Consider the following 20,453-nt stretch of genomic DNA (forward strand, 5'->3'; position numbering starts at 1 on the left):
CGAGCAAATCGGCCGCGAGCAATGGGCCGCGAACGGGTGGCTACGAACGGGCGGCTACGGCGACGGGAGTGCGCGGATGACCGGGACGATGACGGTCGGCTTCGTGGGGCTGGGTGCGATGGGGCGGGGCATGGCCGGCAGCCTGCTGCGGGCCGGTCACACCGTACGGGTCTGGAACCGCTCGCCCGAGCCGGTGGCCGAGCTGGCGGCCCGGGGCGCGCAGGCCGCCGGCACGCTCGCCGAGGTCTTCGCCGCCGACACGGTGGTCTCCATGCTGGCCAACGACGAGGCGGTCGAGCAGCTGCTGCTCGACCCCGGGCTGCTGGCGGGCGCGAGCGCGACCCTGCACGTCAACATGGCCACCGTCTCGCTGGCGCTCGCCGAGCGCGCCGAGGCGCTGCACGCCGAGCACGGCATCGGCTACGTCGCCGCGCCCGTCCTCGGCCGGCCCCCGGTCGCGGCGGAGGGCAAGCTCAACATCCTGGCCGCGGGCGCGCCGGAGCTGCTGGAGCGGGCCGAGCCGCTGTTCGCCGCGATGGGCGAGCGCACCTGGCGGTTCGGTGACAGCCCCCGGCAGGCCAACACCGCCAAGATCAGCGCCAACTTCCTGCTGGCCTGCGCGATCGAGTCGATGGCCGAGACGTGCAGCCTGGCCGAGGCGCACGGGGTGCGGTCGGCCGACCTGGTCGGGATGCTCACCGGCACGCTCTTCCCCGGGCCGGTCTACTCCGGCTACGGCTCGATGGTCGCCGAACGCCGGTACGAGCCGGCCGGTTTCCGGCTCCCGCTCGGCCTCAAGGACGTCGGACTGGCCCTGGCGGCCGGGGCCGAGCGCAACGTCCCGCTGCCCTTCGGCGGCATCCTGCGGGACGCCTTCCTGGACGCGTTGGCCCACGGCGACGGCGACAAGGACTGGGCCGCCGTCGCCGAGGTGGCCCGCCGCCGGGCCGGGCTGCCCGACTGACGCACCGTGCCCCCAGGGCGACCGGACTCCCAGGACGATCGGGCTCCGAGGACGGACCGGACTCCGAGGACGTGACCGGACTCCGAGCCCAGGGAACCTGCCGGCGGAATAACGGGCGCTGGACGGGTGCTCGCACTCGGCGTCCGCACCACCCGACCGGGGGAGTCTCCGATGGCCGACCAGCCGTCCGGCGCCGAGGCGTCACGCCGTTTCCTGTTCCTCGACGCGAGCGCGCGCGTCGGCGGCAACTCCGAGCAGCTCGCCCGGCTGGCCGCCGGGACGAGTCTGCCGCCCGGTGCGGAGCAGCACTGGCTGCGGCTCGCCGACCACCCGCTGCCGCCCTTCCAGGACCTGCGGCACACCGGCGAGGGCCGCTACCCCGAGCCGGTCGGTCACGAGCGGACGCTGCTGGAAGCCACCCTCGCGGCCACCGACCTGGTCTTCGTCGCGCCGCTGTACTGGTACTCCCTGCCGACCGCCGCCAAGCTCTACCTCGACCACTGGTCGGCCTGGTTGCGGCTGCCGGGCCTGGATTTCAGGGCCCGGATGCGGGGCCGCACCCTCTGGGGCGTCACCGCCCTCGCCACCGAGGACGACAAGGCCGAGCCGTTGATCGGCACGCTCCGGCTGACCGCCGAGTACATGGGGATGCACTGGGGCGGCACGCTGCTCGGCAACGGCACCCGCCCCGGGGACGTCCTGCGCGACGAGCGGGCGCTGATCGCGGCGAAGTCCTTCTTCGCTGACTGAGTACGGGAGCCGCCGACGGCCATCCGCCCCTGTCGCCGTCAGCCGCCCTGCCGACCGTCAGCCTCAACCGACAGCCCGCAGCCCTCAACGCGCGCAGCCCTCAACGCGCGCATCCCTCAACGCCCACAGCCCCCGGCGCCGCACAGTGACGCATTCACGCCACCCACTCCCGGTGCGGTAGCGTCATCCGGACGTGTACCCGTCACTCCGGGGCGCTTCGCACACAAGCGCAAAAGCCGTACCGGCGGACGCAGTTGGACGATTCGGACGCGCCGGGGCCGGGCGCGGGCCGCAGCATGCCACCTGCCTTCCGGAGTGGCCGGATCGTTCGATACTCTCCGTCGGACTTTCAGCTTCGCGGGGGGTACGTGGCGTCTGCGGCCTCCCCCTCGCGCCCGGGCCTCGCCCGGAAACTTCCGTGAGGTCTCCTTGTCCATTCGTCGCAGTCTTGCCCTTGCCGGCGCCGCCGCGCTCGCGTCCTCGCTCGTGCTGGCCGGCGCCCAGGGCGCCATGGCCGTCGGCGCCACCGGCACCCCGTCCGCCGCCGCCCAGGCCGAGAAGGCGGGCCACCAGAGCCTCGACCTCTCGGTGCACGGCGTTCCCGGCACCTTCATCGCCGGTGGTGACGCCCGCGAGTTCACCTACCGGATCGACAACTCGACGAAGACCGACTTCGTCGCCTTCCCGCTGCTGAAGTTCAAGAACAAGGCGGGCTCGCTCAAGGCGAAGGACTTCAAGCTCGAGTACCAGCTGCCGGTCTCGCTGCCCGGCGGCGGCACCTGGAAGACCGCCACCGTCGCCCCCGGCGGCGGTGACGGCGACGACAGCGCCGTGCTGATGTTCCTCGGCGACGTCACCGACGGCGGCGACGCCGCCGACGGCGCCCTGCTCTACGTGGCCCAGGGCAAGAAGATCGACATCAAGCTCCGCGCCTCCTTCACCAAGGACGCCCCGCTGGGCAAGGCCGGCGTCGTGCCGGTGGTCTACTCCGCCGACGCCAACGACGAGAACGACCACGGCCGCTTCAGCTGCGACGGGATCAAGGGCGCCGGCTTCACCATCAAGGCCGGTGGCGGCAAGCCCAGCCCGACCCCCACCCCGACCAAGACCGGCAAGCCGACCCCGACCGGGAGCGGCTCGCCCACGGCCAGCCACACGCCCACCTCCAGCGCCTCGCCGACGGCCACGGCCACCGCCACCGCGACGGCCACCTCGACGCCCACCATCGAGCCGACGACGGCCCCCGCGACGCCGACCACCCCGGCCACCGGCACCGCGTCCCCGTCCGCCCCGGCCTCCACCTCCGGCGCGCCCACCACCCCGGCCGGGTCCGAGAGCAGCTCCGACGCGCCGCAGCCGATCGACTTCCCGGTCCAGAACCCGACGGTCACCCCGCCGAAGATCACCCCGGCCGGCGTCACCCAGGCCAAGACCGCCGCCGCCACCGCGGACAAGTCCCTCGCCACCACCGGTGGCGGAGACCACACCACCGCGATCGCGGCCACCGGCGGCGCCGTCCTGGTCGCCGGTGTCGGCACCCTCGTGGTGCTGCGCCGCCGCAAGTCCGGCCAGCAGAGCTGATCCCAGGGGGCTCTGCGAGCCCCCGCCGTGCCGCCCGTGCCGCGCGGGTGTCCTTCCGAACGGACACCCGGGTGGCACGGGCGGTTCTTTTCCGTCCCATAGGATGTCCGGCCGGAGGGGGCGGAACGGCGGGGAGAGGGACAGGTGCGGGCAGCAAGCGCGGCACAGGCCACCACCGACTACGACGCTGCGGCCGGGCGGATCGCGGGACTCCCGCTCCGCCGGCACCACGTCCTGCTGACGGCCTGGACGGTGCTCTGGTTCTTCCTGGTCGAACCCAGCGGCGGCTTCTCCTGGCACTACCTGCGCCAGGGCGAGCAGCTGCTGTTCAGCCACCAGCCCGACGGCGGCCTCTCCCTCTACGCCCACCACCCCGAGCTGCAGATCGGCCCGGTCAGCCTGGCCGCCGCCCGGCTCACCGCACCGTTCCCGCCGCACACCGGCGAGTTGATCGCCGAGGCGGTGAGCGCCGGGCTGGGTCTGGTGATGCTCGTCCTGGTCGGCCGCACGGCCGCGCTGTACTACCTGGGCACCGGCACCAACCACCGCCGGCTCCAGCAGCGCCTGCTGATCGCCGGGCTGGCGTTCATCCCGATGTGGGTCGAGGTCTCGGTCCGCTTCGCGCACCTGGACGACGTCCTCGCGCTGTTCTTCACCACTCTCGCCGCGCACGCCCTGGCCCGTGGCAAGCCCGGCCAGGTCGCGGTCTTCCTGGCCCTCGCGGTCGATTCCAAACCGTGGGCGATCGCCTTCGCCCCGCTGATCCTGGCGCTGCCCAGGCCCGCCTGGCTGCGCACCGCGATCTGGTTCTGCGTCCTGGTGGCCGTCGCCTGGCTGCCGTTCTACCTCGGCAACCTGGACACCATGGCGGCCGCCAAGTTCACCATCCCCAACCAGCCCGCCTCCGCACTGCGCTGGTTCGGCGTCACCGACCCGGCCACCCCGTGGTGGGACCGCCCGACCCAGTTCGCGCTCGGCATCGGCCTCGGCTGCGTCGCCGTCCGGCGCGGCCGCTGGCCGGCCGTGGTGCTGCTCGGCGCGGACGCCCGGATCCTGCTCGACCCGAGCGTCTACACGTACTACACGGCCTCGATCCTGCTCGGCACCCTGCTCTGGGACGCCGTCGGACAGAAGCGGCTGGTCCCGTGGTGGAGCTGGATCGCGCTGGTCGCGCTGTACGGCGGCACGCTGCTCCTCCCGTCCGACGCGGCCCGCGGCTTCGTCCGGCTCGTCTTCGTGGTGGTCTCGGCCGCGTACGTGCTGCTCTGGCCCACCCAGCGGACCCGTCGGCCCCGCCCACCGGCCCGGGGCGGTGACGGCCGCCGCCGGACGGCCGGTCGGCGGCGCGAGCGGGTCCTGGCCGGCGCCGGCACCTGACCGACCCTCTGAGCCGGCGACCGAGCCCCCTCCGAATCCGAGGCACGGGCACCCGCCGCGCCCGGCGCCCGAGCCCCTCCGGAGCCGATGCCCGACCTCCCCGCAGCCCCCGGCAGTGTCGGCTTGACCCTCACGCGACGTGAGAGCGGAGAGTCGTGGTCAGCACCAGGGAGGAAACCCCGATGAACGAGAACGAGGGCTACTCGGTCGGCGCCGTGGCGAAGATCGCCAAGGTGACCGTCCGCACCCTGCACCACTACGACGAGATCGGCCTGCTGTCCCCCGCGGGCCGCACCCGGGCCGGCTACCGCCGGTACGTGGACGCCGACCTCGACCGGCTGCAGCAGATCCTGTTCTACCGCGAGCTCGGCTTCCCCCTGGAGGACATCGCGGCGATCCTGGACGACGACTCGGTCAGCCCGAGCGAGCACCTCCGGCGGCAGCACCGGCTGCTGACCGACCGGATCAGGCACCTCCAGGAACTCGCCACCGCCGTCGAACACGCCATGGAGGCACGCAGGATGGGCATTCAACTGAGCCCGGAGGAGAAGTTCGAGATCTTCGGCGAGGGCTACCAGGAGGAGTGGGAGCAGGAGGCCGAGCAGCGCTGGGGCGACACCGAGGCCTGGGCGGAGTCCCAGCGCCGCACCGCCGGCTACAGCAAGGCCGACTGGCAGCGCATCCAGACCGAGATGACGGAGCTCAACGACCGTCTGGTGGCGGCGGCCACCGCCGGCGAGCCCGCCGACGGCGCCGTGGCCATGGACCTCGCCGAGGCCCACCGGCAGCACATCTGCCGGAACTTCTACGACTGCACGTTCACCATCCACCGCGGGCTGGCCTGCCTGTACGTCTCGGACCCGCGCTGGACCACCACCTACGAGGACCTCGCCCCGGGCCTGGCGCAGTGGCTGCACGACGCCATCGTCGCCAACGCGGACCGGAACGAAGAGGCGTAGCCGCCCGCCCGGAGGGCGGTCACGCCACCCCGTGCCCGAAGGAGCGCCGGTACGCGGTCGGCGAGGTGCGCATCACCCGACCGAAGTGGTGGCGGAAGGTCGCGGCGCTCTCGAAGCCGACCGCCGCGGCGATCTCCTCCACCGTCCCGTCCGGGGACTCCAGCAGCGGCAGACTGGCCGCGATGCGCTGGGTGACGACCCAGCGCATCGGGCTGGTGCCGTTGCGAGCCGTGAAGTGCCGCAGGTACGAACGGTCCGACATCCGCGCCGCCCGGGCCAGCACCGAGACGGTCAGCGCTTCGGACAGGTGGTCCAGCGCCCACTGCATGCTGCGGGCGACCCCGTCGTCCTCCTCCTCGACCGGCCGGACCGCCGCCTCGATGAACTGCGCCTGCCCGCCGTCCCGGTGCGGCGCCACCACGAAGCGGCGGGCGACGCTGTTGGCCACCTTCGCGCCGTGGTCGCGGCGCACCAGGTGCAGGCACAGGTCGATCCCGGCGGCGCTGCCCGCGCTGGTCAGCACGTCGCCGTTGTCCACGTACAGCACGTCCGGATTGACCCGCACCCTCGGATAGCGCTGCTGGAGTAGCTCGGCGTACCGCCAGTGGGTGGTCGCTTCCCGGCCGTCCAGCAGCCCGGCGGCGGCCAGCGCGAAGGCGCCGGAGCAGATCGACACGATCCGGGCGCCGCGCTCGTGCGCCGTCCGCAACGCCGCCACCAGCCCGGGGGTCACCTCGCCGCCGAACGCGTTGCGCACACCCGGGACGACCACGGTGTCGGCGGCCGCCAGGTCGTCCAGCCCGTGCCGGGCCGTCAGCGTGAAACCGCCCACCGCCTCCAGCTCCGTCCCGGGCCGGTCGGCGCACACCTTCAGCCCGTACCAGGGGGTGGCCAGCAGGCCGCTCAGCTCCGGCCGCGCCAGCCCGAACACCTCGACCACCACCCCGAGTTCGAACGGCGCCATGCCCTCGAAGGCGTACACCGCGACATCGTGCACGGGCTCCGGGCGCCGACCGATGGCGACGGCCACCGGGCGCGACCGGCCGACCCGGTCCTCGGCGATCTGCTCGGCCATGCGAACCCCCTGTTCACGGGTGGCGGAATGCCGGTGAGTGTAGCCGTCCCGGCCACCCCGAAACCCGCTCCGAACTCCCCTGCAACCTGCGTCCGCCCCACACGTCCATCACTACGGGGGCGGAGGGAACCGGGCCGTGGGCGGCTGCGAGGATCTCCCCGATCACGAACTTGATCAGTTGGGCCTGACGGGCCGGCGAACGCCGTCACCGTCCTGGGGGAAAGCAGACCGCACATGTCCATGGCCATCGGGCCGATCACCGCGCCGGTGGGACGGCGCGGCTTCTCCGTCCGCGGAGCGGTCGCCGCGCTGTTCGGCGTGCAGGAGGCCGGCGAGCCGGTCGTCGGCCCCACCCCGGACCAGCAGGCGGCCCAGCGCCGCTCCGGCTTCCGGCTGCTGCGCGGCGGCCGCAAGCCGGCCGAGGACCGGCCCACCCTGACCGACCTGTACCACGCCCACCGGCTGGGCCTGGTACGGATGGCGGTGCTCCTGGTGGACCACCAGGATCTGGCCGAGGACGTCGTGCAGGAAGCCTTCACCCAGCTCTACCAGCGCTACGGCGAGGACCTGGACGACCTCGACAACGCCCTCGGTTACCTGCGGACCTCGGTGGTCAACGGCGCCCGCTCGATGCTGCGCCGCCGCAAGACCGCCCGCGAGTACGTGCCCCCGCACGAGGCCGACGCGCCCTCCGCCGAGGACCACGCGGTGCTCAACGACGAGCACCGCCGGGTGCTCGTCGCCCTGCAGGAGTTGACCCCCCGCCAGCGTGAGGTGCTGGTGCTGCGCTACTGGTCCGACCTGCCGGAGGCGCAGATAGCCGAGACCCTGGGACTGTCCCGGGGTGCCGTGAAGTCCACCGCCAGCCGGGCCCTGGACGCTTTGGAAAAGCACCTGGAGAAGGTTCGATGACCGACAAGTTCCCCCGCCCGGGCGGCGGTGACGGCGACGAGCCGGCCGAGACCCCCACGGAACGGCTGCTCCGCGAGGCGATGAGCGCCCGGGCGTCCATGGTCACCGCACACGGCCTGCGCCCGGCCGCGCCCCCGAAGAACCGGGTGCGCAGGCTCCGCCCGCTGTACCTGACCACCGCGCCGATCCTCGCCCTGGCCGCGTCCCTGGCCATCGGCGTGCTCACCTTCCACGGCGACCCGGTCGCCAAGCAGGACGTCCCCCCGCCCCCGGCCGCCGGCCTCACCACCTCCCCGACCCCGACGGCCAGCCCGAGCGCCACCCCGAGCCCGACGGCCGCCCCCACCGACACCCCTACCGACCCCCCGGAGACGGACGAGCCGCTCGCGGACGTCACCCCGAGCTCGACCCGGACGCCCGGCGGCACCCCGGCGGGGTCGGCCAGCTCGTACAGCTTCCGGGGCGTGAAGTTCAACGTCCCGGCGGGCTGGAAGGCCGTTCAGGTCTCGGACCGTGGGGTGTGCGTCCTGAGCCCGGGTACGCCGACCGATCCGCAGCAGAACCGGTCGACGGGCATGTGTGCGCCGTACGGCGTCCTGCTCGTCGCCTACGACTCCCCGGACGAGCTCACGGGCGGCGCCTGGCCGGTGGAGGGGGACATGGAGTCGCCCGACGGCTGGAGCCACCAGGGATCCTGTCCGGTCTGGGGCAATCCCCACACGCCCGTCGCGGGGGAGCTGAACAGCGGCGCTCCGGACCGGACCTTCCCCACTGTGGCCGGTCGTTCCGCGTACAAGTCGCAGTGGCAGGTGAGCTGCGGCAAGGACTCCTTCACGGCTCAGATCTGGGAACTGCCCAAGGACCAGGTGTTCGTCGCGGCGGCGGGTCTCAAGGACGACTACCAGGCCGGAATGACCTCGATCGTCAACAGCCTCGACGTGAGCGGACACCAGGCCCCGGTGGTGTCCCCCGAGGCCAGCAGGGACGACATCGTGGTCAGCTACGACGGTCTAGCGGACGGCCAGAAGGTGGTGGCCGGAGGCCCGGTCGTCACCTTCTCGGTGACCTATCGCAACACCGGCCACAGCACGTACAGCCAGCTGGAGCCGCTGGTCGTCACCGACTACTACCCGGGTTCGCCGCCGGCGCAGGTCGTGTGGTCGGGCAACGACGGCAAGCTGGAGCGCCAGGACGGCGGCACCTGGAAGCAGGTGGCGATGTCACCGGGCACCGACAAGGGCTACGCGGTGGCCGACCCCGCGTCGCTGTTCTCCTTGGCCCCGGGCCAGACCAAGAAGGTGAGCTACCGGATGACGGTCGGTGCCGGCAACGGTCCCGGGAACATGCCGGTGAAGGCCCAGGTGATGCTTCCCTACAGCGGCAGCGCCATGACGGTGCTCGGCGAGAAGGACATCACCGTGAAGATCACCAAGTGACGCCGAGGGCCCGGCCTCCCCGCCGGGGAGGCCGGGCCCTTCGGCATTCGGCTCAGGTCAGCGAGGCCATCCAGGCCTCGACGTCCTCGGAGCGGCGCGGCAGCCCCGCCGAGAGGTTCTCGTTGCCCTCGGGCGTGACCAGGATGTCGTCCTCGATCCGGACGCCGATGCCGCGGTACTCCTCCGGCACGGTCAGGTCGTCCTGCTGGAAGTACAGGCCGGGCTCCACGGTGAGCACCATGCCGGGGACCAGCAGGGCGTCGACGTGCTCCTCGCGGCGCGAGTGGGCGCAGTCGTGGACGTCCAGGCCGAGCATGTGGCCGGTGCCGTGCAGGGTCCAGCGGCGCTGCAGGCCGAGTTCGAGGACCTTCTCGACGTCGTACGCCGAGGCGTCCAGCAGGCCCCAGGCGAGCAGGCGCTCGGCGAGGACGCGCTGCGAGGCCTCGTGGAAGTCGCGGAAGCGGGCGCCCGGCTTGACCGCGGCGATGCCGGCCTCCTGGGCGTCGTACACCGCGTCGTAGATCTTGCGCTGCAGGTCGGTGAAGCGGCCGTTGATCGGCAGGGTGCGGGTGACGTCGGCGGTGTAGAGGGTGTGGGTCTCCACGCCGGCGTCCAGCAGCAGCAGCTCTCCGGGGCGCACGTCGCCGTCGTTGCGGACCCAGTGCAGGGTGGTGGCGTGTGGGCCGGCGGCGGCGATGGTGCCGTAGCCGACGTCGTTGCCCTCGACCCGGGCGCGGCGCCAGAAGGTGCCCTCGATCCAGCGCTCGGACGTGGCGACGGCCTGGCCGAGTTCGCGGACCACGTCGGTGAAGCCGTTGACGGTGGCGTCGCAGGCGGCGCGCAGCTCGCCGATCTCCCACTCGTCCTTGACCAGCCGCAGGCCGCTCAGGAACTCCTTGAACTCGGCGTCCTTGTCGGCGTCCAGCACCTCGGCGAGCGCGGCCTCCAGGCCGGCGTCGTAGCCGCGGACGATGCGGGTGGGCACGGCGGAGTCGGCGGCCTTCGCGACCAGCTCCTCGGCGGCCTTGCGGACGTCGCGGGCCGGCAGGCCGAGCAGCTGCTCCTGCTCGCTGAGGCTGTGCCGGCGGCCGACCCACAGCTCGCCGTAGCCGTCGAGCCAGAACTCGCCGTTCTCGCGGTTGGAGCGGGGCAGCAGGTAGAGGGTGAACTCGTGGCCGGCCCGGCCGGTCGGCTCGGCGACGAGCACCGCGTCCTCGGTCCGGTCGCCGGTGAGGTGCACGTACTCGCTGGCGGCGCGGAAGCCGTAGTCGGTGTCGTTGGAGCGGACCCGCAGGTTGCCGGCCGGGATGACCAGGCGCTCGCCGGGGTAGGCGGCGGAGAGCTTGGCGCGGCGCTCGGCCGCGTAGGGGGCCTGGGCGATCGGGGCGAGGCCGTGCAGTTCGGTGTCGGCCCAGCCGGTCCTCATCGAGGCGGACAGCTCGTCCGAGATCTCGCCGTAGAGGCCGTTCTTGCGACCACTGAACTGCTGCGGCTCCTCGCCGCCCTCGGCCTCGGGGTTCTCGGCCACTGCGGGGGTCCGGTCCTCGGTCACGTGCAACGCCTCCTTGGGGTGGTACCGCCGCCCGTCGGGGGAGGTGTCGGGTCGCGACACGCGCGGGCGGCCGTGCGTCCATGGTACGGACGCCCGGCCGCTCGCCGGCTGGGCCCCTGGGGGCGGGCCCGCTGCCCCCTACTCGAAGCGCGCCCCGAGCATCATGAGGTCGTCGGTGGCAGAGCCGGCGGAGCCGGCGGAGGCGGCCGTGAGGGCGGCCGGGTCGGGGCAGACGGCCAGCAGGTGGGCGCAGAGCCGGTCCGGGTCGATCCGCACGTCGCGCGGGGCGTCGGCGGCGGCCCGGCGCAGGTTGGCCTGCCCGGCGTGCAGGGTGGGGCCGCAGCGGCGGGCCAGGCCCTCGGTGTAGAGCAGCAGGATGTCGCCGCGTTCGGCGGTGAGCTCGACGCCGGGGGCCTCCCAGCAGGCCAGCATGCCGAGCGGTGCGGAGAGCGAGGTCTCGACGAACTCGGCGCCGTGCCGGCCGACCAGGATCGGCGGGCAGTGCCCGGCGCCGGCGAGGGTGATCCGGCGGTCCTCGGGCTCGATCCAGGCGTAGACGGCGGTGGCGGTGCGGGTCGGCTCGGTGGTCTTGAGCAGCAGTTCCAGGTCGCCCAGGACGGAGACCGGGTCCTCGCCCTCGAGCACCGCGTAGGCCCGCAGCGCGGCCCGGACCCTGCCCATCGCGGCGGCGGCACCGGGGGCGGAGCCGGGGCCCGCGCCGGGGCCGTCGCCGGAGACCGAGCCGACGGTGAGGCCGACGGTGCCGTCCGGCAGCGGGATGGCGTCGTACCAGTCGCTGCCGCAGGAGCGGTCCAGGCCGGCCGGGACGAGCCGGGCGGCCAGCCGCAGCCCGGCCTGCTGGGGGAGCCGGTCCGGCAGCAGGCCGCGGCGAAGCGCCTCGGTGGTGCGCAGGATGCGCTCGGTCTCCAGCTGCTTGGCGAGCAGCGGCGCGGCGATTTCGCAGTAGTGGCGGGCGAGTTCGCGCCGGAAGCCGGTGGGGGAGGCGGGCCGGTCGTAGAACCAGACGGCGGCCGCGAGCGGGCCGTCCTCGGCGGTGGCGAGGGGCAGGCCGAAGGCGCCGCCGAGGCCGAGGTGGACGGCGAGTTCGCGCAGCCGGGCGCCGATGGCCGGGTCCTCGGCGAGGTCGGCGGAGTGCAGCTGTTCGGGGCGGTCCCGTTCGCGCAGCAGCATGGCGAGCAGGCTCTGCTCGGTCGGGACGGTCTCCAAGGCGCCGAGGCTGGCCCGGTCGAGGCCGAGGCCGATCGGCTGGCCGGGGCCGCCGCCCGGCATCAGGGTGACCAGGACGCCCCGGTCGGCGCCGAGCAGCGCGGCGCCGGAGGCGAGGACGGCGTCCAGGGTGGCGGTGAGGCCGCGGGCGCGGGCGAGCCGTTCGGTGTGCTCGTGCAGGCTGGTGATATCGGACAGGCGTCCGGCCAAACGGTCCTGCACCGTGGCGGACGGGGCCGTGAGGTCGCCCGCGGTGCCTTCCGGGGTGTCGGTGGGGCCGGGCAGGCCCGGCGGGTCGAGGACGGTGAGCCCGCCCGAACAGCCGGGTTCGCAGAGCTCGGAGGTCGTCGGCGACGGGTGGGACGTCGACGGGTGGGACTCGTTCATGCCGCCACTCCTGACGCGGTGCTACGTGCCATGCGGAACCCCCAGGTACGGCCGATGTGGAGCGAGCACGGCCAAAAGGCGTGTTTCGCCTCGATTCGCTACTTCTCGTCATTGATCGACAGCAATGCCACCACTTCTACACAGGCCATTCGGGGCATGTCCAGATCCGGGACGACGTGGTGGCCGCTTCCGCCTCGTCATCACCCCGCTCGGGGGCGCGAACGGTTCGTGCGCGTGCCGGTCGGGTCCGGAGGCATGGAGCGGGCCGGGAGCGGGCAGAACCGTGGGGACGGACCGGGCGGCCGTCCGGATCGTATGCCCGAGCCGCCCGCGCGCTGGGCTGGCCGGAAGTCTCTCACTCGTACGGTGGAACCAAGCGCGCCCGGGCGGCGTCCATCCGGTCGCATACGGGATTCTCGTTCCAAGGGCCTGTTCCAGTGCGCGGCCCTTCTCATGTCGTGCTCCACACCGTGCTCCACGTCGTAGCCGCGCCGTCCGCCATGCCGCCCGCCCCGCTTCGCGCCGCCCGGGGCCGTGCCGCCGCGGGCCCGTGTGGCGAGTCCCGATGGATGCCGGTGGGGCGGAGCGAACCGAGCGGTCAGGGAAAGGAACGAGCGCCATGCGTGAGAACCCGAAGAGCCGGTCGAAGGAGTCGTCCGCCCGGTTGGACGCGGCCCTGACGGCCGCCGTCGAGTACCGCTGGCCCGTGGTGCCGGGCACCGTGCTGTGCGGCGGGCGCTGCTCCTGCGCGGACCCGGACTGCCCGGTGCCCGGTGCGCACCCGCACGACCCGTCGCTGCTGGCGGCCACCACGGACTCCCGGATGGTGCGCTGGTGGTGGGAGCGGCAGAGCCCGGACGCACCGGTGCTGGCCGCCACCGGCTCCGCCGTCGCCGCGGTCTCGCTGCCCGCGGCGGCCGGGGCCCGGGCCCTGGTCTACCTGGGCGCGCTGCGGCTGCCGCTCGGCCCGGTGCTCGCGATGCCGGGGCGCTACGCGCTGCTGGTGGCCCCGTACTCACTCGATGCGCTCGGCGAGATGCTCGCCCAACTGCCTTGGGTTCCGGGCTCGTTGCGCTACCACGGGCCGGGCGGCTTCCTCCCGCTGCCACCCGGGGCGGCCATGGGGGTCCCCCCGGCCGGAGGCTGGGGGAGGGTGCGCTGGGTACTGGCACCGAAGCCGGCGGCGAGTGGTGGCGTCCGGCTGCCGCAGGTCGGGCCGCTGCTGGGCGAGTTGGTGGATGCGACGGTCCGGCTGGACAGCGGTCGCTCGGCGCACTGACCGGCGCCGGCGCTGCAGGCCGTCCGCGGCCGGCTGCGGACCGTCCGAGGCGGCTCGGGCGGGCCGTTCGCGCCGATCGTTCGGGCGGGCCGCTCCGGAAAACAAAAGATCCGGCCGCTGGCGACGGGGGATGCACCAGCGGCCGGACTCTTTAGACAGTAACAAGGATCCGCGCCCGCGCCAATTTCCAAGACGCCCTCCACGGCCGGAAATTGCCCCTTCACGGCGACAATGTGACGCGTATCACCCTAATCCAGCGGGCTTTAGTTCAAAGTGACCTGACGGTTCACCAGGTTCGCGCGGGCGCGCCGCTCCTCGGCGGTCAGCGGGGTCTCGTCGGCGAGGACGGCCGCCAGGCGCTCGGCGAACTCGGCGGCCGGCTTCTCGCAGTCGGTGGCGGTCATGGCGAGCGGGAGGTCCCACACCGGGACGGTCAGGCCGTGCGCGCGGAAGGACCCGACCAGGCGGGTGTCCGGGCCGAGCGAGGCCTCGCCGGCGGCGTTCAGCCGGGCCAGCGCGTCCAGCAGCTTCTCCTCGGGCACGGTCATCACCCAGCGCAGGTGGTTCTTGTCCGGGGTGCCGCACCAGTAGGCGGCGTCGAGGCCGGCCAGCTTCTCGGTCGGGATGGCCGAGGCGTTGGCGCGCTCCAGCGAGGCGGCGACCTCGCCGGTGGCGGTCTCGGCGTCCTCCAGCCAGAACTCGAAGCCGGTGTGCACGGTGGGCGTGAACTCGGCGGTGCCGTCCAGCAGGTCCTGCAGGCGGCGCCCGCCCGGGACGGTCCGGCGGGCCGGCACCGGGGTGCCCGGCTCGGTGGCCAGGGCCAGTTCCAGCGCGTCCGCGAGGTCACGGCTGAGGTCGCCGGAGGCGGACTGGGTCTGCAGGCCGAGCAGGATCGAGCCGTCCTGGCGGCGCAGGGCCGGCCAGGCCAGCGGCAGCACGGTGGCCAGGGTGACGGAGGGCACGTCACCGTTGGCCGTCTCGGCGACCCCGGCGGCGAGCGTCAGCGGCGCCGTGGCGGCCGGCACCAGCTCGCGCAGCGCCACCCAGTCGGCCTCGCCCGGCAGACCCTCGAACGGGCGGTGGACCAGCTCCTGCACCGCGTGCGAGGCCTCCCGGCCGTGGCAGGCCTTGTACCGGCGACCGGAGCCGCAGGGGCAGTTCTCACGGGCCCCGACCACGGGGACCTCGCCCGTGACGGCGGTGGTGGACTGGCGCTGCGGCGCCTTCTTGGCGGCCTTCTTGCCCATGGTGCGGCTCTCCCGGGAACGGTGGTCCTTTTCTCCGGGAAGCCTACTGACGTTCCGCGGGCGTGCGGGAACGCGCCGGCGACGGGCGCGGTACGGGCGTCCGGCCGGGCGCCGTGCGTCCCGCGCGCTGCGCCTCACGCGCCGCCCGTCACGCGCTGCGCCTCACGCGCCGCCCGTCACGCACTGCCCGTCACGCGGTGCGCGCGTCGCCGCCGGTGCGCCGGGCGTGCCGGGCCCGGGTGGGCAGCGCCGCCCAGACCGTCACCTCGCCGGGCGCGTCGCGCACCCCCCAGTCAACGGCCAGTTGGTCGACGATGCTCAGGCCGCGGCCGCCGCGCGAGGTCAGCGAGGGGCTGGCGGGCAGCGGCCGGGTGGTCGCGCCGCCGTCGGTGACCTCCAGGGTGAGCAGGCCGTCCGCGTGCACCTGCCAGCGGACCAGTACTCCACCGTCCGGCTCGTCCGTACCGTCGCCGGGCTCCCGGCCGCCCGACCCGGGGTGCGCCCCGGAGGGGACGCCGACCAGCAACTGGTCCACCACCTCGGCGCGGGCGCCGCGCCCGAGGGCCTGGAGCGGGCCGAGCGGACGGGCGTACCGACAGGCGTTGCTCAACAGTTCGGAGAGGATCAGGACGGCATCGTCGACGACCGGTTCCGGTACCCGCCGCTCACCCAGATCCCGACGCAGTCGACGCCGCGCGACCCCGACGCTCGCCGGGCCGTGCGGCACCGCCATGGTCCATGAAGTCGGCCCGACTTCTGCGGGCACAACACGCGCCACCATCAACGCCACCCCCGGACCTCCTTCAGCGTATGCCGAGGGATGGATGCCCCTTGGTAATGCGTCGGAAACGACCGCCGGAGGATCCCGCGGGTCCATTTCCGGCGACGCGACTCAGGGTCGCCGAGAAGAGATTCCGTGCTCACCCTCCGTCGCGCGGCAGCAGGAATTCCGGCAACACCGTGCACGGAAGGTTTGGCTGCCGACCGGAGCGATCACCGCCCGAGCTGCGCCAGCACCTCGGCGGGCCGGTTGGTGATGATCGCGGACACGCCCAGCTCCAGGCAGAGTTCGACGTCGGCGGGCTCGTCCACGGTCCACACGTGCACCCGGTGCCCCAGCTCGCGCAGGCGGGGGACGAGCTGCGGCCGGGCTCGGACCAGGTCGATGCCCGGGCCGGCGATCCGGGCCCCGCCCGGCAGCGGCCTGCCCGGCCGCAGTTGACCCAGTAGCGGCAGCATCCGTTCGAACAGGAACACCCGCTGGTACTCCGGCGCGCTCGCGGCCACCCGGTTCAGCGCGATCGAGGAGAAGCTCATGATCCGGGCGGACGGGCGGTCGCCCTCCCGGAACGCGCCGATCTTGAACCGCTCCAGCATCCGCAGCAGTTCGGCCTCGACCCGGCCGCGGAAGCGCACCGGGTGCTTGGTCTCGATCGCCAGGTCCACCGGGCGCCCGCAGTCCACCACCAGCTCCAGCAGGCGCTCCAGCCGCAGCACGCTGCGCAGCTCGGGGTCGGTGCTGGGGCGGCCGGTCTTCCACGCGCCGAAGTCGTACGCCTCCAGCTGGGCGAGCGTCATCGCGGAGACGGTGCCCTGGCCGTTCGACACCCGGCCGATCCGGCGGTCGTGCACGCAGACCAGCTCGCCGTCGGCCGTCACCCGGACGTCGCACTCGACGGCGTCCGCGCCCTCGTCGAGCGCGCGCCGGTAGGCCGCGAGGGTGTGCTCGGGCAGGGAGTGGGAGGAACCGCGGTGGGCGATCACCTGGACGGAGGGCTCGGTGCGCACCTCGGCCGAGGACAGGTCTGGGCTGGTCACGGCCCCAACGATAGGCGGCGGAGGTGAAGCGGAGGCGAAGACGGCCCCAACCCACGGGGCCGGCTCCGCCTCCGGTGCCTCAGCTCCGCGCGGCGCGCCGGGCCAGCGGGGTGAGTGCCCAGGTGGCCAGGGCCGGCACCAGGAAGGCGAACAGCGAGGCGGAGGTCCACTCCTGCGGGGTGAAGTGCAGCGCCCGCTGCGCCGAGGTCCAGAAGTCCGTCCACCAGTCGGCGACGGCGGTCGGCGCGATGAACTGGTAGACCGCGAAGCCCAGGACCCACGGCAGCAGCATCAGCCAGCGGGACGGCGCCGTCTCGGAGAGGTTCCAGCCGTGCCGGCCGGCGCCGAGGAAGTAGTCCACCGCCAGCACCGCCAGCAGGGGGACGAACACCGAGCCGATCAGGCCGAGGAAGTTGCTGTAGGTGTCGGTGAACTTGTCGATCCGCAGCGCCAGCACGGTGGTCAGCACGCCGATCCCGCCGCTCAGCACCCGGCGGTCCACCCGCGGCAGCAGGTTCTGCAGCGACATCGCGGTCGAGTACACGTTGGCGAAGGACTGGTCGGTCTCGCGCAGCACCAGCACCAGCAGGAACAGCCAGCCGGCCCAGACGCCGAGGAAGGAGTCGAACATCCGGCTCGGGTCGCCGTCGGACTGCAGCAGCGCCATCAGGCCGAGCACGTAGCACCAGACCTGGGCGACGGTGTAGCCGGAGAAGCTGCCCCAGAAGGCCGACCGCGCGGTGCGCGAGTGCCGGGTGTAGTCGGCGGCCATCGGCACGAAGGAGATCGACACCGCGATCATCGCGTCGGTGGCGCCCAGGAAGCCGTGCCAGTTGCCCGCGCCCGGGTCCGGCACGCCCTGACGGCCCAGCTGGACGGTGAAGTACACCATCGCGACCGCGACCGCCCCGGCGACGAAGCGGCGCAGCACCGCGATCGCGCCCAGCGGCCAGATCGTCAGCGCGGTGGTCAGCGCGCCCGCGAGGAGCACGAACAGCCAGCGGTAGCCGCTGGTGTGGGCGACGGTCTGCGCGCCCGCCGAGATGGTCAGCAGCTCGAACACGCCCCAGCCGACGCACTGGACGATGTTCAGCACGGTCGGCAGGTAGGACAGCCGGGTGCCGAACAGTCCGCGCAGGTTGGCCATCGCGGGGGCACCGGTCCGGGCGCCGATCAGGGCGGCGACGCCGAGCATCGCGGTGCCGACGGCCGTACCGGTCACGATCGCGGTCACCGCGGCGGCCAGCGACAGCTCGCTGCCCTTCTCGCCGAGCACGGTGGCGGCGGTGGAGAAGCCGATCAGGCTGACGCCCAGGTTCATCCAGAGCGCGAAGTGGTCCCGGAAGCGCAGGGTGCGCGGCGGCTCGGTGTCCAGCACCAGCGGTGCCTCGACCCGTTCGGCGGCCGCGGGGCCGGTCGGGTCGGCGCTCCCGCCGTCGGGACGATCAAGGAAATCCTTGGACGCGGACGCGTTCGACGAAGAGGATGACGAAGCAGGCGGCATGGCCGATACTCCCTACGCCGGCATTACCCGGACAGGTTCCGGCGGTCAGCGCCCCCTCGACGGTCCGCCGGTGTGGCTTGGCGTACGGTCGACATGCGCACTCTCAGCCTGGTCGGTCCAAGCTCCCGCGTGTCAGTTATGAGCGACAGGCTAACCGGCACGGGTGCGAACGCCAAGGCCACGGGCTGTGCCGTCCGCATCGCGGAACGCCCGGACGGGGGGAGGGGAGCCCCTCGACCGTCGCTGCCGGCGCCCTCGTCGGGGCTGGCGTCGGCACGGGTTTCCGGGGCTGTCGTCGGTACCGGCTAAGGATTCTTATGAGTTCTTCAGAGGGGTCCTTACGGCAATCGAATCGGTGGTGCGAAAAACTATGGTCCTTGGTTCTGTCAGCTATGGAGGTCGTCCGTGAGCACCGAGCGCGAGGTTGGGCCCACCGGGCCGCAGGGGGAGCAGCCCGCGGGTCCCCAGGAGGCGGCAGGAGCCGCTCCCGAAGGCACCGCTCAGGGAGGCCACAAGCCGACCATGGCGTTCAGCCGGGTCCCGGCGCCGGAGGCCGGACCCGCGCCGGCCGCCGCCGAGGCCGCCGCTGCCGCCGAGGGCGCCCCGGCCGAGGGCGGTCACCGGCCCACCGTGGCCTTCGGCAAGGTCCCCGCGCCCGAGGCCCCGGCGGCGGCCGCCGCCGAGGAGCCCGCCGCCGACCCGGCCACCGGCTACATCGACGCCCCGCCGCCGGTCCTGCCGCCCGCGCCGCACGCCGCGCCCGCGGCCCCGGCGGCCGTGACCCCGGCCGCTCCGGCCCTGCCGCCGGCCGCCAACCCGTACGCGACCCCGTCCCACGGCGTGCCCGCCGCCGGCGCGCAGGAGCCGTACGGCGCCGGGCCCGCCGGTGCGTCCGCCCAGCACGGACAGCACGGCCAGCACGCCCAGCACCCGTTCGGCGCCGGCCAGCCGCTCGGCGGCTGGGGCGCCGCCCACGACGCCACCGCCGGCGGCGCGGGCTACCCCGGCGGCCCGAACGGCCCCGGCGGCCCGCTCGGTTACCCGGCCGACTACCCCGGCGGCCCGAACGGCCCCGGCGGCCCGCGCAAGAAGCGCGGCGGCCTGGTGGCCCTGCTCGCGGCCGTGGCACTGGTCGCCGGCGTGGCCGGCGGCGCGATCGGCGTGGTCGCCACCGACCGCAACGACAGCAGCAGCTCGGTGAACGACCACCGCAGCACCACGGTCCAGGCCGGCAACACCCAGAAGAACGAGCCCGCCCCCGGGTCGATCGCCTCCATCGCGCAGAAGGCACTGCCCAGCGTCGTCACCATCAAGGCGCAGGGCAGCACCGAATCGGGCACCGGTACCGGCTTCGTCTTCGACACCGAGGGCCACATCCTCACCAACAACCACGTGGTCGCGCCGACCCTGGGCGGCGGCAAACTGACCGTCAAGTTCGCCGACGGCACGTCCTACAACGCCTCGGTGCTGGGCCACGCCGAGGGCTACGACGTCGCCGTGGTCAAGATCGACAACCCGCCGAAGGACAAGCTTGCGCCCCTGGCGCTGGCCGACTCCGACAAGGTCAACGTCGGCGACGCCACGATCGCGATCGGCGCGCCGTACGGCCTGGAGTCCACCGTCACCAGCGGCATCGTCAGCGCCAAGGACCGCCCGGTCGCCTCGGGCGACGAGACCGGCTCGCAGGCCTCCTACATGAACGCCCTGCAGACCGACGCCTCGATCAACCCCGGCAACTCCGGCGGCCCGCTGCTCGACTCCAGCGGCGCGGTGATCGGCATCAACTCGGCGATCCAGTCCAACGCCTCCGCCAACGGCCGGGCCGGCAGCATCGGCCTGGGCTTCGCCATCCCGATCAACCAGGCGAAGTGGGTCGCGGACACCCTGATCAAGACCGGCAAGCCGGTCTACGCCAAGCTCGACGTGCTGCGCAACGACGACTACAAGGGCGACGGCGCGCAGATCCAGACCCGTGACATCCAGGGTCAGCCGGCCGTCACCCCCGGCGGCGCGGCCGACAAGGCCGGCCTGAAGCCGGGCGACGTGATCACCAAGCTCGGCGGCGCGCCGATCGAGAACGGGCCGGCCCTGGTCAGCCGGATCTGGACGCACAAGCCGGGCGAGACCGTGGACGTCGAGTACACCCGCAACGGCCAGACGTTCACCACCAAGGTCACCCTCGGCCAGCGAGACGGAGACCAGTGACCGGGCACACGGAATCGTGTGCGCCGAACCCCGCCGGACCCGTTAGGCTGACCTCCGCCTGGAGAGCTGCCCGAGCGGCCTAAGGGAACAGTCTTGAAAACTGTCGTGGCGTGACCCGTCACCGTGGGTTCGAATCCCACGCTCTCCGCCGGTAGGAGAACCACCTGCACAGGGCGGGTG

The 20,453-nt window shown here is 73.5% G+C and carries 16 protein-coding genes, 1 tRNA gene and 1 riboswitch; of the genes, 10 read left to right on the forward strand and 7 right to left on the reverse strand.

The genetic code is table 11. From position 1 onward, the window contains the following. Positions 1 to 7: 7 nt before the first annotated feature. The 5 genes from ACZ4WV_RS28930 to ACZ4WV_RS28950 all read left to right on the forward strand — a co-directional run bounded on the left by ACZ4WV_RS28930 (position 8) and on the right by ACZ4WV_RS28950 (position 5,631). Positions 8 to 964 (forward strand): NAD(P)-dependent oxidoreductase, encoded by a 957-nt coding sequence (locus tag ACZ4WV_RS28930; RefSeq protein ID WP_465751606.1) that lies wholly within the window; start codon positions 8 to 10, stop codon positions 962 to 964. Between the two features lie 171 nt (positions 965 to 1,135). Then, on the forward strand, positions 1,136 to 1,714 hold the full coding sequence (locus ACZ4WV_RS28935) for a flavodoxin family protein (RefSeq protein WP_465751578.1): 579 nt from the start codon (positions 1,136 to 1,138) through the stop codon (positions 1,712 to 1,714). Between the two features lie 429 nt (positions 1,715 to 2,143). Continuing rightward, positions 2,144 to 3,295: an LPXTG cell wall anchor domain-containing protein gene (locus ACZ4WV_RS28940; RefSeq protein ID WP_465751579.1), complete on the forward strand. Its 1,152-nt coding sequence runs from the start codon at positions 2,144 to 2,146 to the stop codon at positions 3,293 to 3,295. 144 nt (positions 3,296 to 3,439) lie between these two features. Beyond that, positions 3,440 to 4,672 (forward strand): hypothetical protein, encoded by a 1,233-nt coding sequence (locus ACZ4WV_RS28945; protein ID WP_465751580.1) that lies wholly within the window; start codon positions 3,440 to 3,442, stop codon positions 4,670 to 4,672. 182 nt (positions 4,673 to 4,854) lie between these two features. Then, entirely contained in the window at positions 4,855 to 5,631 is a 777-nt protein-coding gene (locus ACZ4WV_RS28950) for a MerR family transcriptional regulator (protein ID WP_465751581.1), read from the forward strand. Positions 5,632 to 5,650: 19 nt separating this feature from the next. Here the strand turns inward: ACZ4WV_RS28950 and ACZ4WV_RS28955 are convergent, their stop codons facing one another. After that, entirely contained in the window at positions 5,651 to 6,706 is a 1,056-nt protein-coding gene (locus ACZ4WV_RS28955; protein WP_465751582.1) for a helix-turn-helix domain-containing protein, read from the reverse strand. A 234-nt stretch (positions 6,707 to 6,940) separates the two neighbouring features. Here ACZ4WV_RS28955 and ACZ4WV_RS28960 point away from each other — a divergent pair, with 234 nt between their 5' ends. Both ACZ4WV_RS28960 and ACZ4WV_RS28965 read left to right on the forward strand, forming a co-directional pair. Beyond that, positions 6,941 to 7,618: an RNA polymerase sigma factor gene (locus tag ACZ4WV_RS28960; RefSeq protein WP_465751583.1), complete on the forward strand. Its 678-nt coding sequence runs from the start codon at positions 6,941 to 6,943 to the stop codon at positions 7,616 to 7,618. Next, positions 7,615 to 9,054, forward strand: coding sequence for a hypothetical protein (locus tag ACZ4WV_RS28965; RefSeq protein ID WP_465751584.1), 1,440 nt, complete (start codon positions 7,615 to 7,617; stop codon positions 9,052 to 9,054). The genes ACZ4WV_RS28960 and ACZ4WV_RS28965 overlap by 4 nt, the downstream gene beginning before the upstream one ends. A gap of 52 nt (positions 9,055 to 9,106) precedes the next feature. Here the strand turns inward: ACZ4WV_RS28965 and ACZ4WV_RS28970 are convergent, their stop codons facing one another. Together ACZ4WV_RS28970 and ACZ4WV_RS28975 are read right to left on the reverse strand one after the other, a co-directional pair. Further along, positions 9,107 to 10,606, reverse strand: a complete 1,500-nt coding sequence (locus tag ACZ4WV_RS28970; RefSeq protein ID WP_465751585.1) for an aminopeptidase P family protein — start codon at positions 10,604 to 10,606, stop codon at positions 9,107 to 9,109. A 138-nt stretch (positions 10,607 to 10,744) separates the two neighbouring features. Continuing rightward, the gene (locus ACZ4WV_RS28975; RefSeq protein ID WP_465751586.1) at positions 10,745 to 12,220 is read right to left on the reverse strand and encodes a PP2C family protein-serine/threonine phosphatase; all 1,476 of its coding nucleotides are present in this window, start codon (positions 12,218 to 12,220) and stop codon (positions 10,745 to 10,747) included. A 619-nt stretch (positions 12,221 to 12,839) separates the two neighbouring features. Here ACZ4WV_RS28975 and ACZ4WV_RS28980 point away from each other — a divergent pair. Beyond that, on the forward strand, positions 12,840 to 13,499 hold the full coding sequence (locus ACZ4WV_RS28980) for a bifunctional DNA primase/polymerase (protein ID WP_465751587.1): 660 nt from the start codon (positions 12,840 to 12,842) through the stop codon (positions 13,497 to 13,499). Between the two features lie 263 nt (positions 13,500 to 13,762). Here the strand turns inward: ACZ4WV_RS28980 and ACZ4WV_RS28985 are convergent, their stop codons facing one another. From ACZ4WV_RS28985 to ACZ4WV_RS29000, 4 genes are all read right to left on the reverse strand, one after another. Next, the gene (locus ACZ4WV_RS28985; protein WP_465751588.1) at positions 13,763 to 14,746 is read right to left on the reverse strand and encodes a DUF5926 family protein; all 984 of its coding nucleotides are present in this window, start codon (positions 14,744 to 14,746) and stop codon (positions 13,763 to 13,765) included. A gap of 190 nt (positions 14,747 to 14,936) precedes the next feature. Continuing rightward, entirely contained in the window at positions 14,937 to 15,512 is a 576-nt protein-coding gene (locus ACZ4WV_RS28990; RefSeq protein ID WP_465751589.1) for an ATP-binding protein, read from the reverse strand. Positions 15,513 to 15,739: 227 nt separating this feature from the next. Further along, positions 15,740 to 16,564 (reverse strand): glycerophosphodiester phosphodiesterase, encoded by an 825-nt coding sequence (locus ACZ4WV_RS28995; protein WP_465751590.1) that lies wholly within the window; start codon positions 16,562 to 16,564, stop codon positions 15,740 to 15,742. Positions 16,565 to 16,643: 79 nt separating this feature from the next. Then, positions 16,644 to 17,942: a purine-cytosine permease family protein gene (locus ACZ4WV_RS29000; RefSeq protein ID WP_465751591.1), complete on the reverse strand. Its 1,299-nt coding sequence runs from the start codon at positions 17,940 to 17,942 to the stop codon at positions 16,644 to 16,646. A 118-nt stretch (positions 17,943 to 18,060) separates the two neighbouring features. After that, a riboswitch (TPP riboswitch) is annotated at positions 18,061 to 18,207 on the reverse strand. A gap of 383 nt (positions 18,208 to 18,590) precedes the next feature. Between ACZ4WV_RS29000 and ACZ4WV_RS29005 the strand changes: the two genes are divergently transcribed. Both ACZ4WV_RS29005 and ACZ4WV_RS29010 read left to right on the forward strand, forming a co-directional pair. Next, a complete protein-coding gene (locus ACZ4WV_RS29005) occupies positions 18,591 to 20,273 on the forward strand; it encodes a S1C family serine protease (RefSeq protein WP_465751592.1) in 1,683 nt (560 codons plus the stop codon). A 60-nt stretch (positions 20,274 to 20,333) separates the two neighbouring features. Next, positions 20,334 to 20,421 (forward strand) — tRNA-Ser (locus tag ACZ4WV_RS29010). Positions 20,422 to 20,453 lie beyond the last annotated feature (32 nt).

The organism is Kitasatospora sp. NPDC029312 (genome assembly GCF_055569215.1).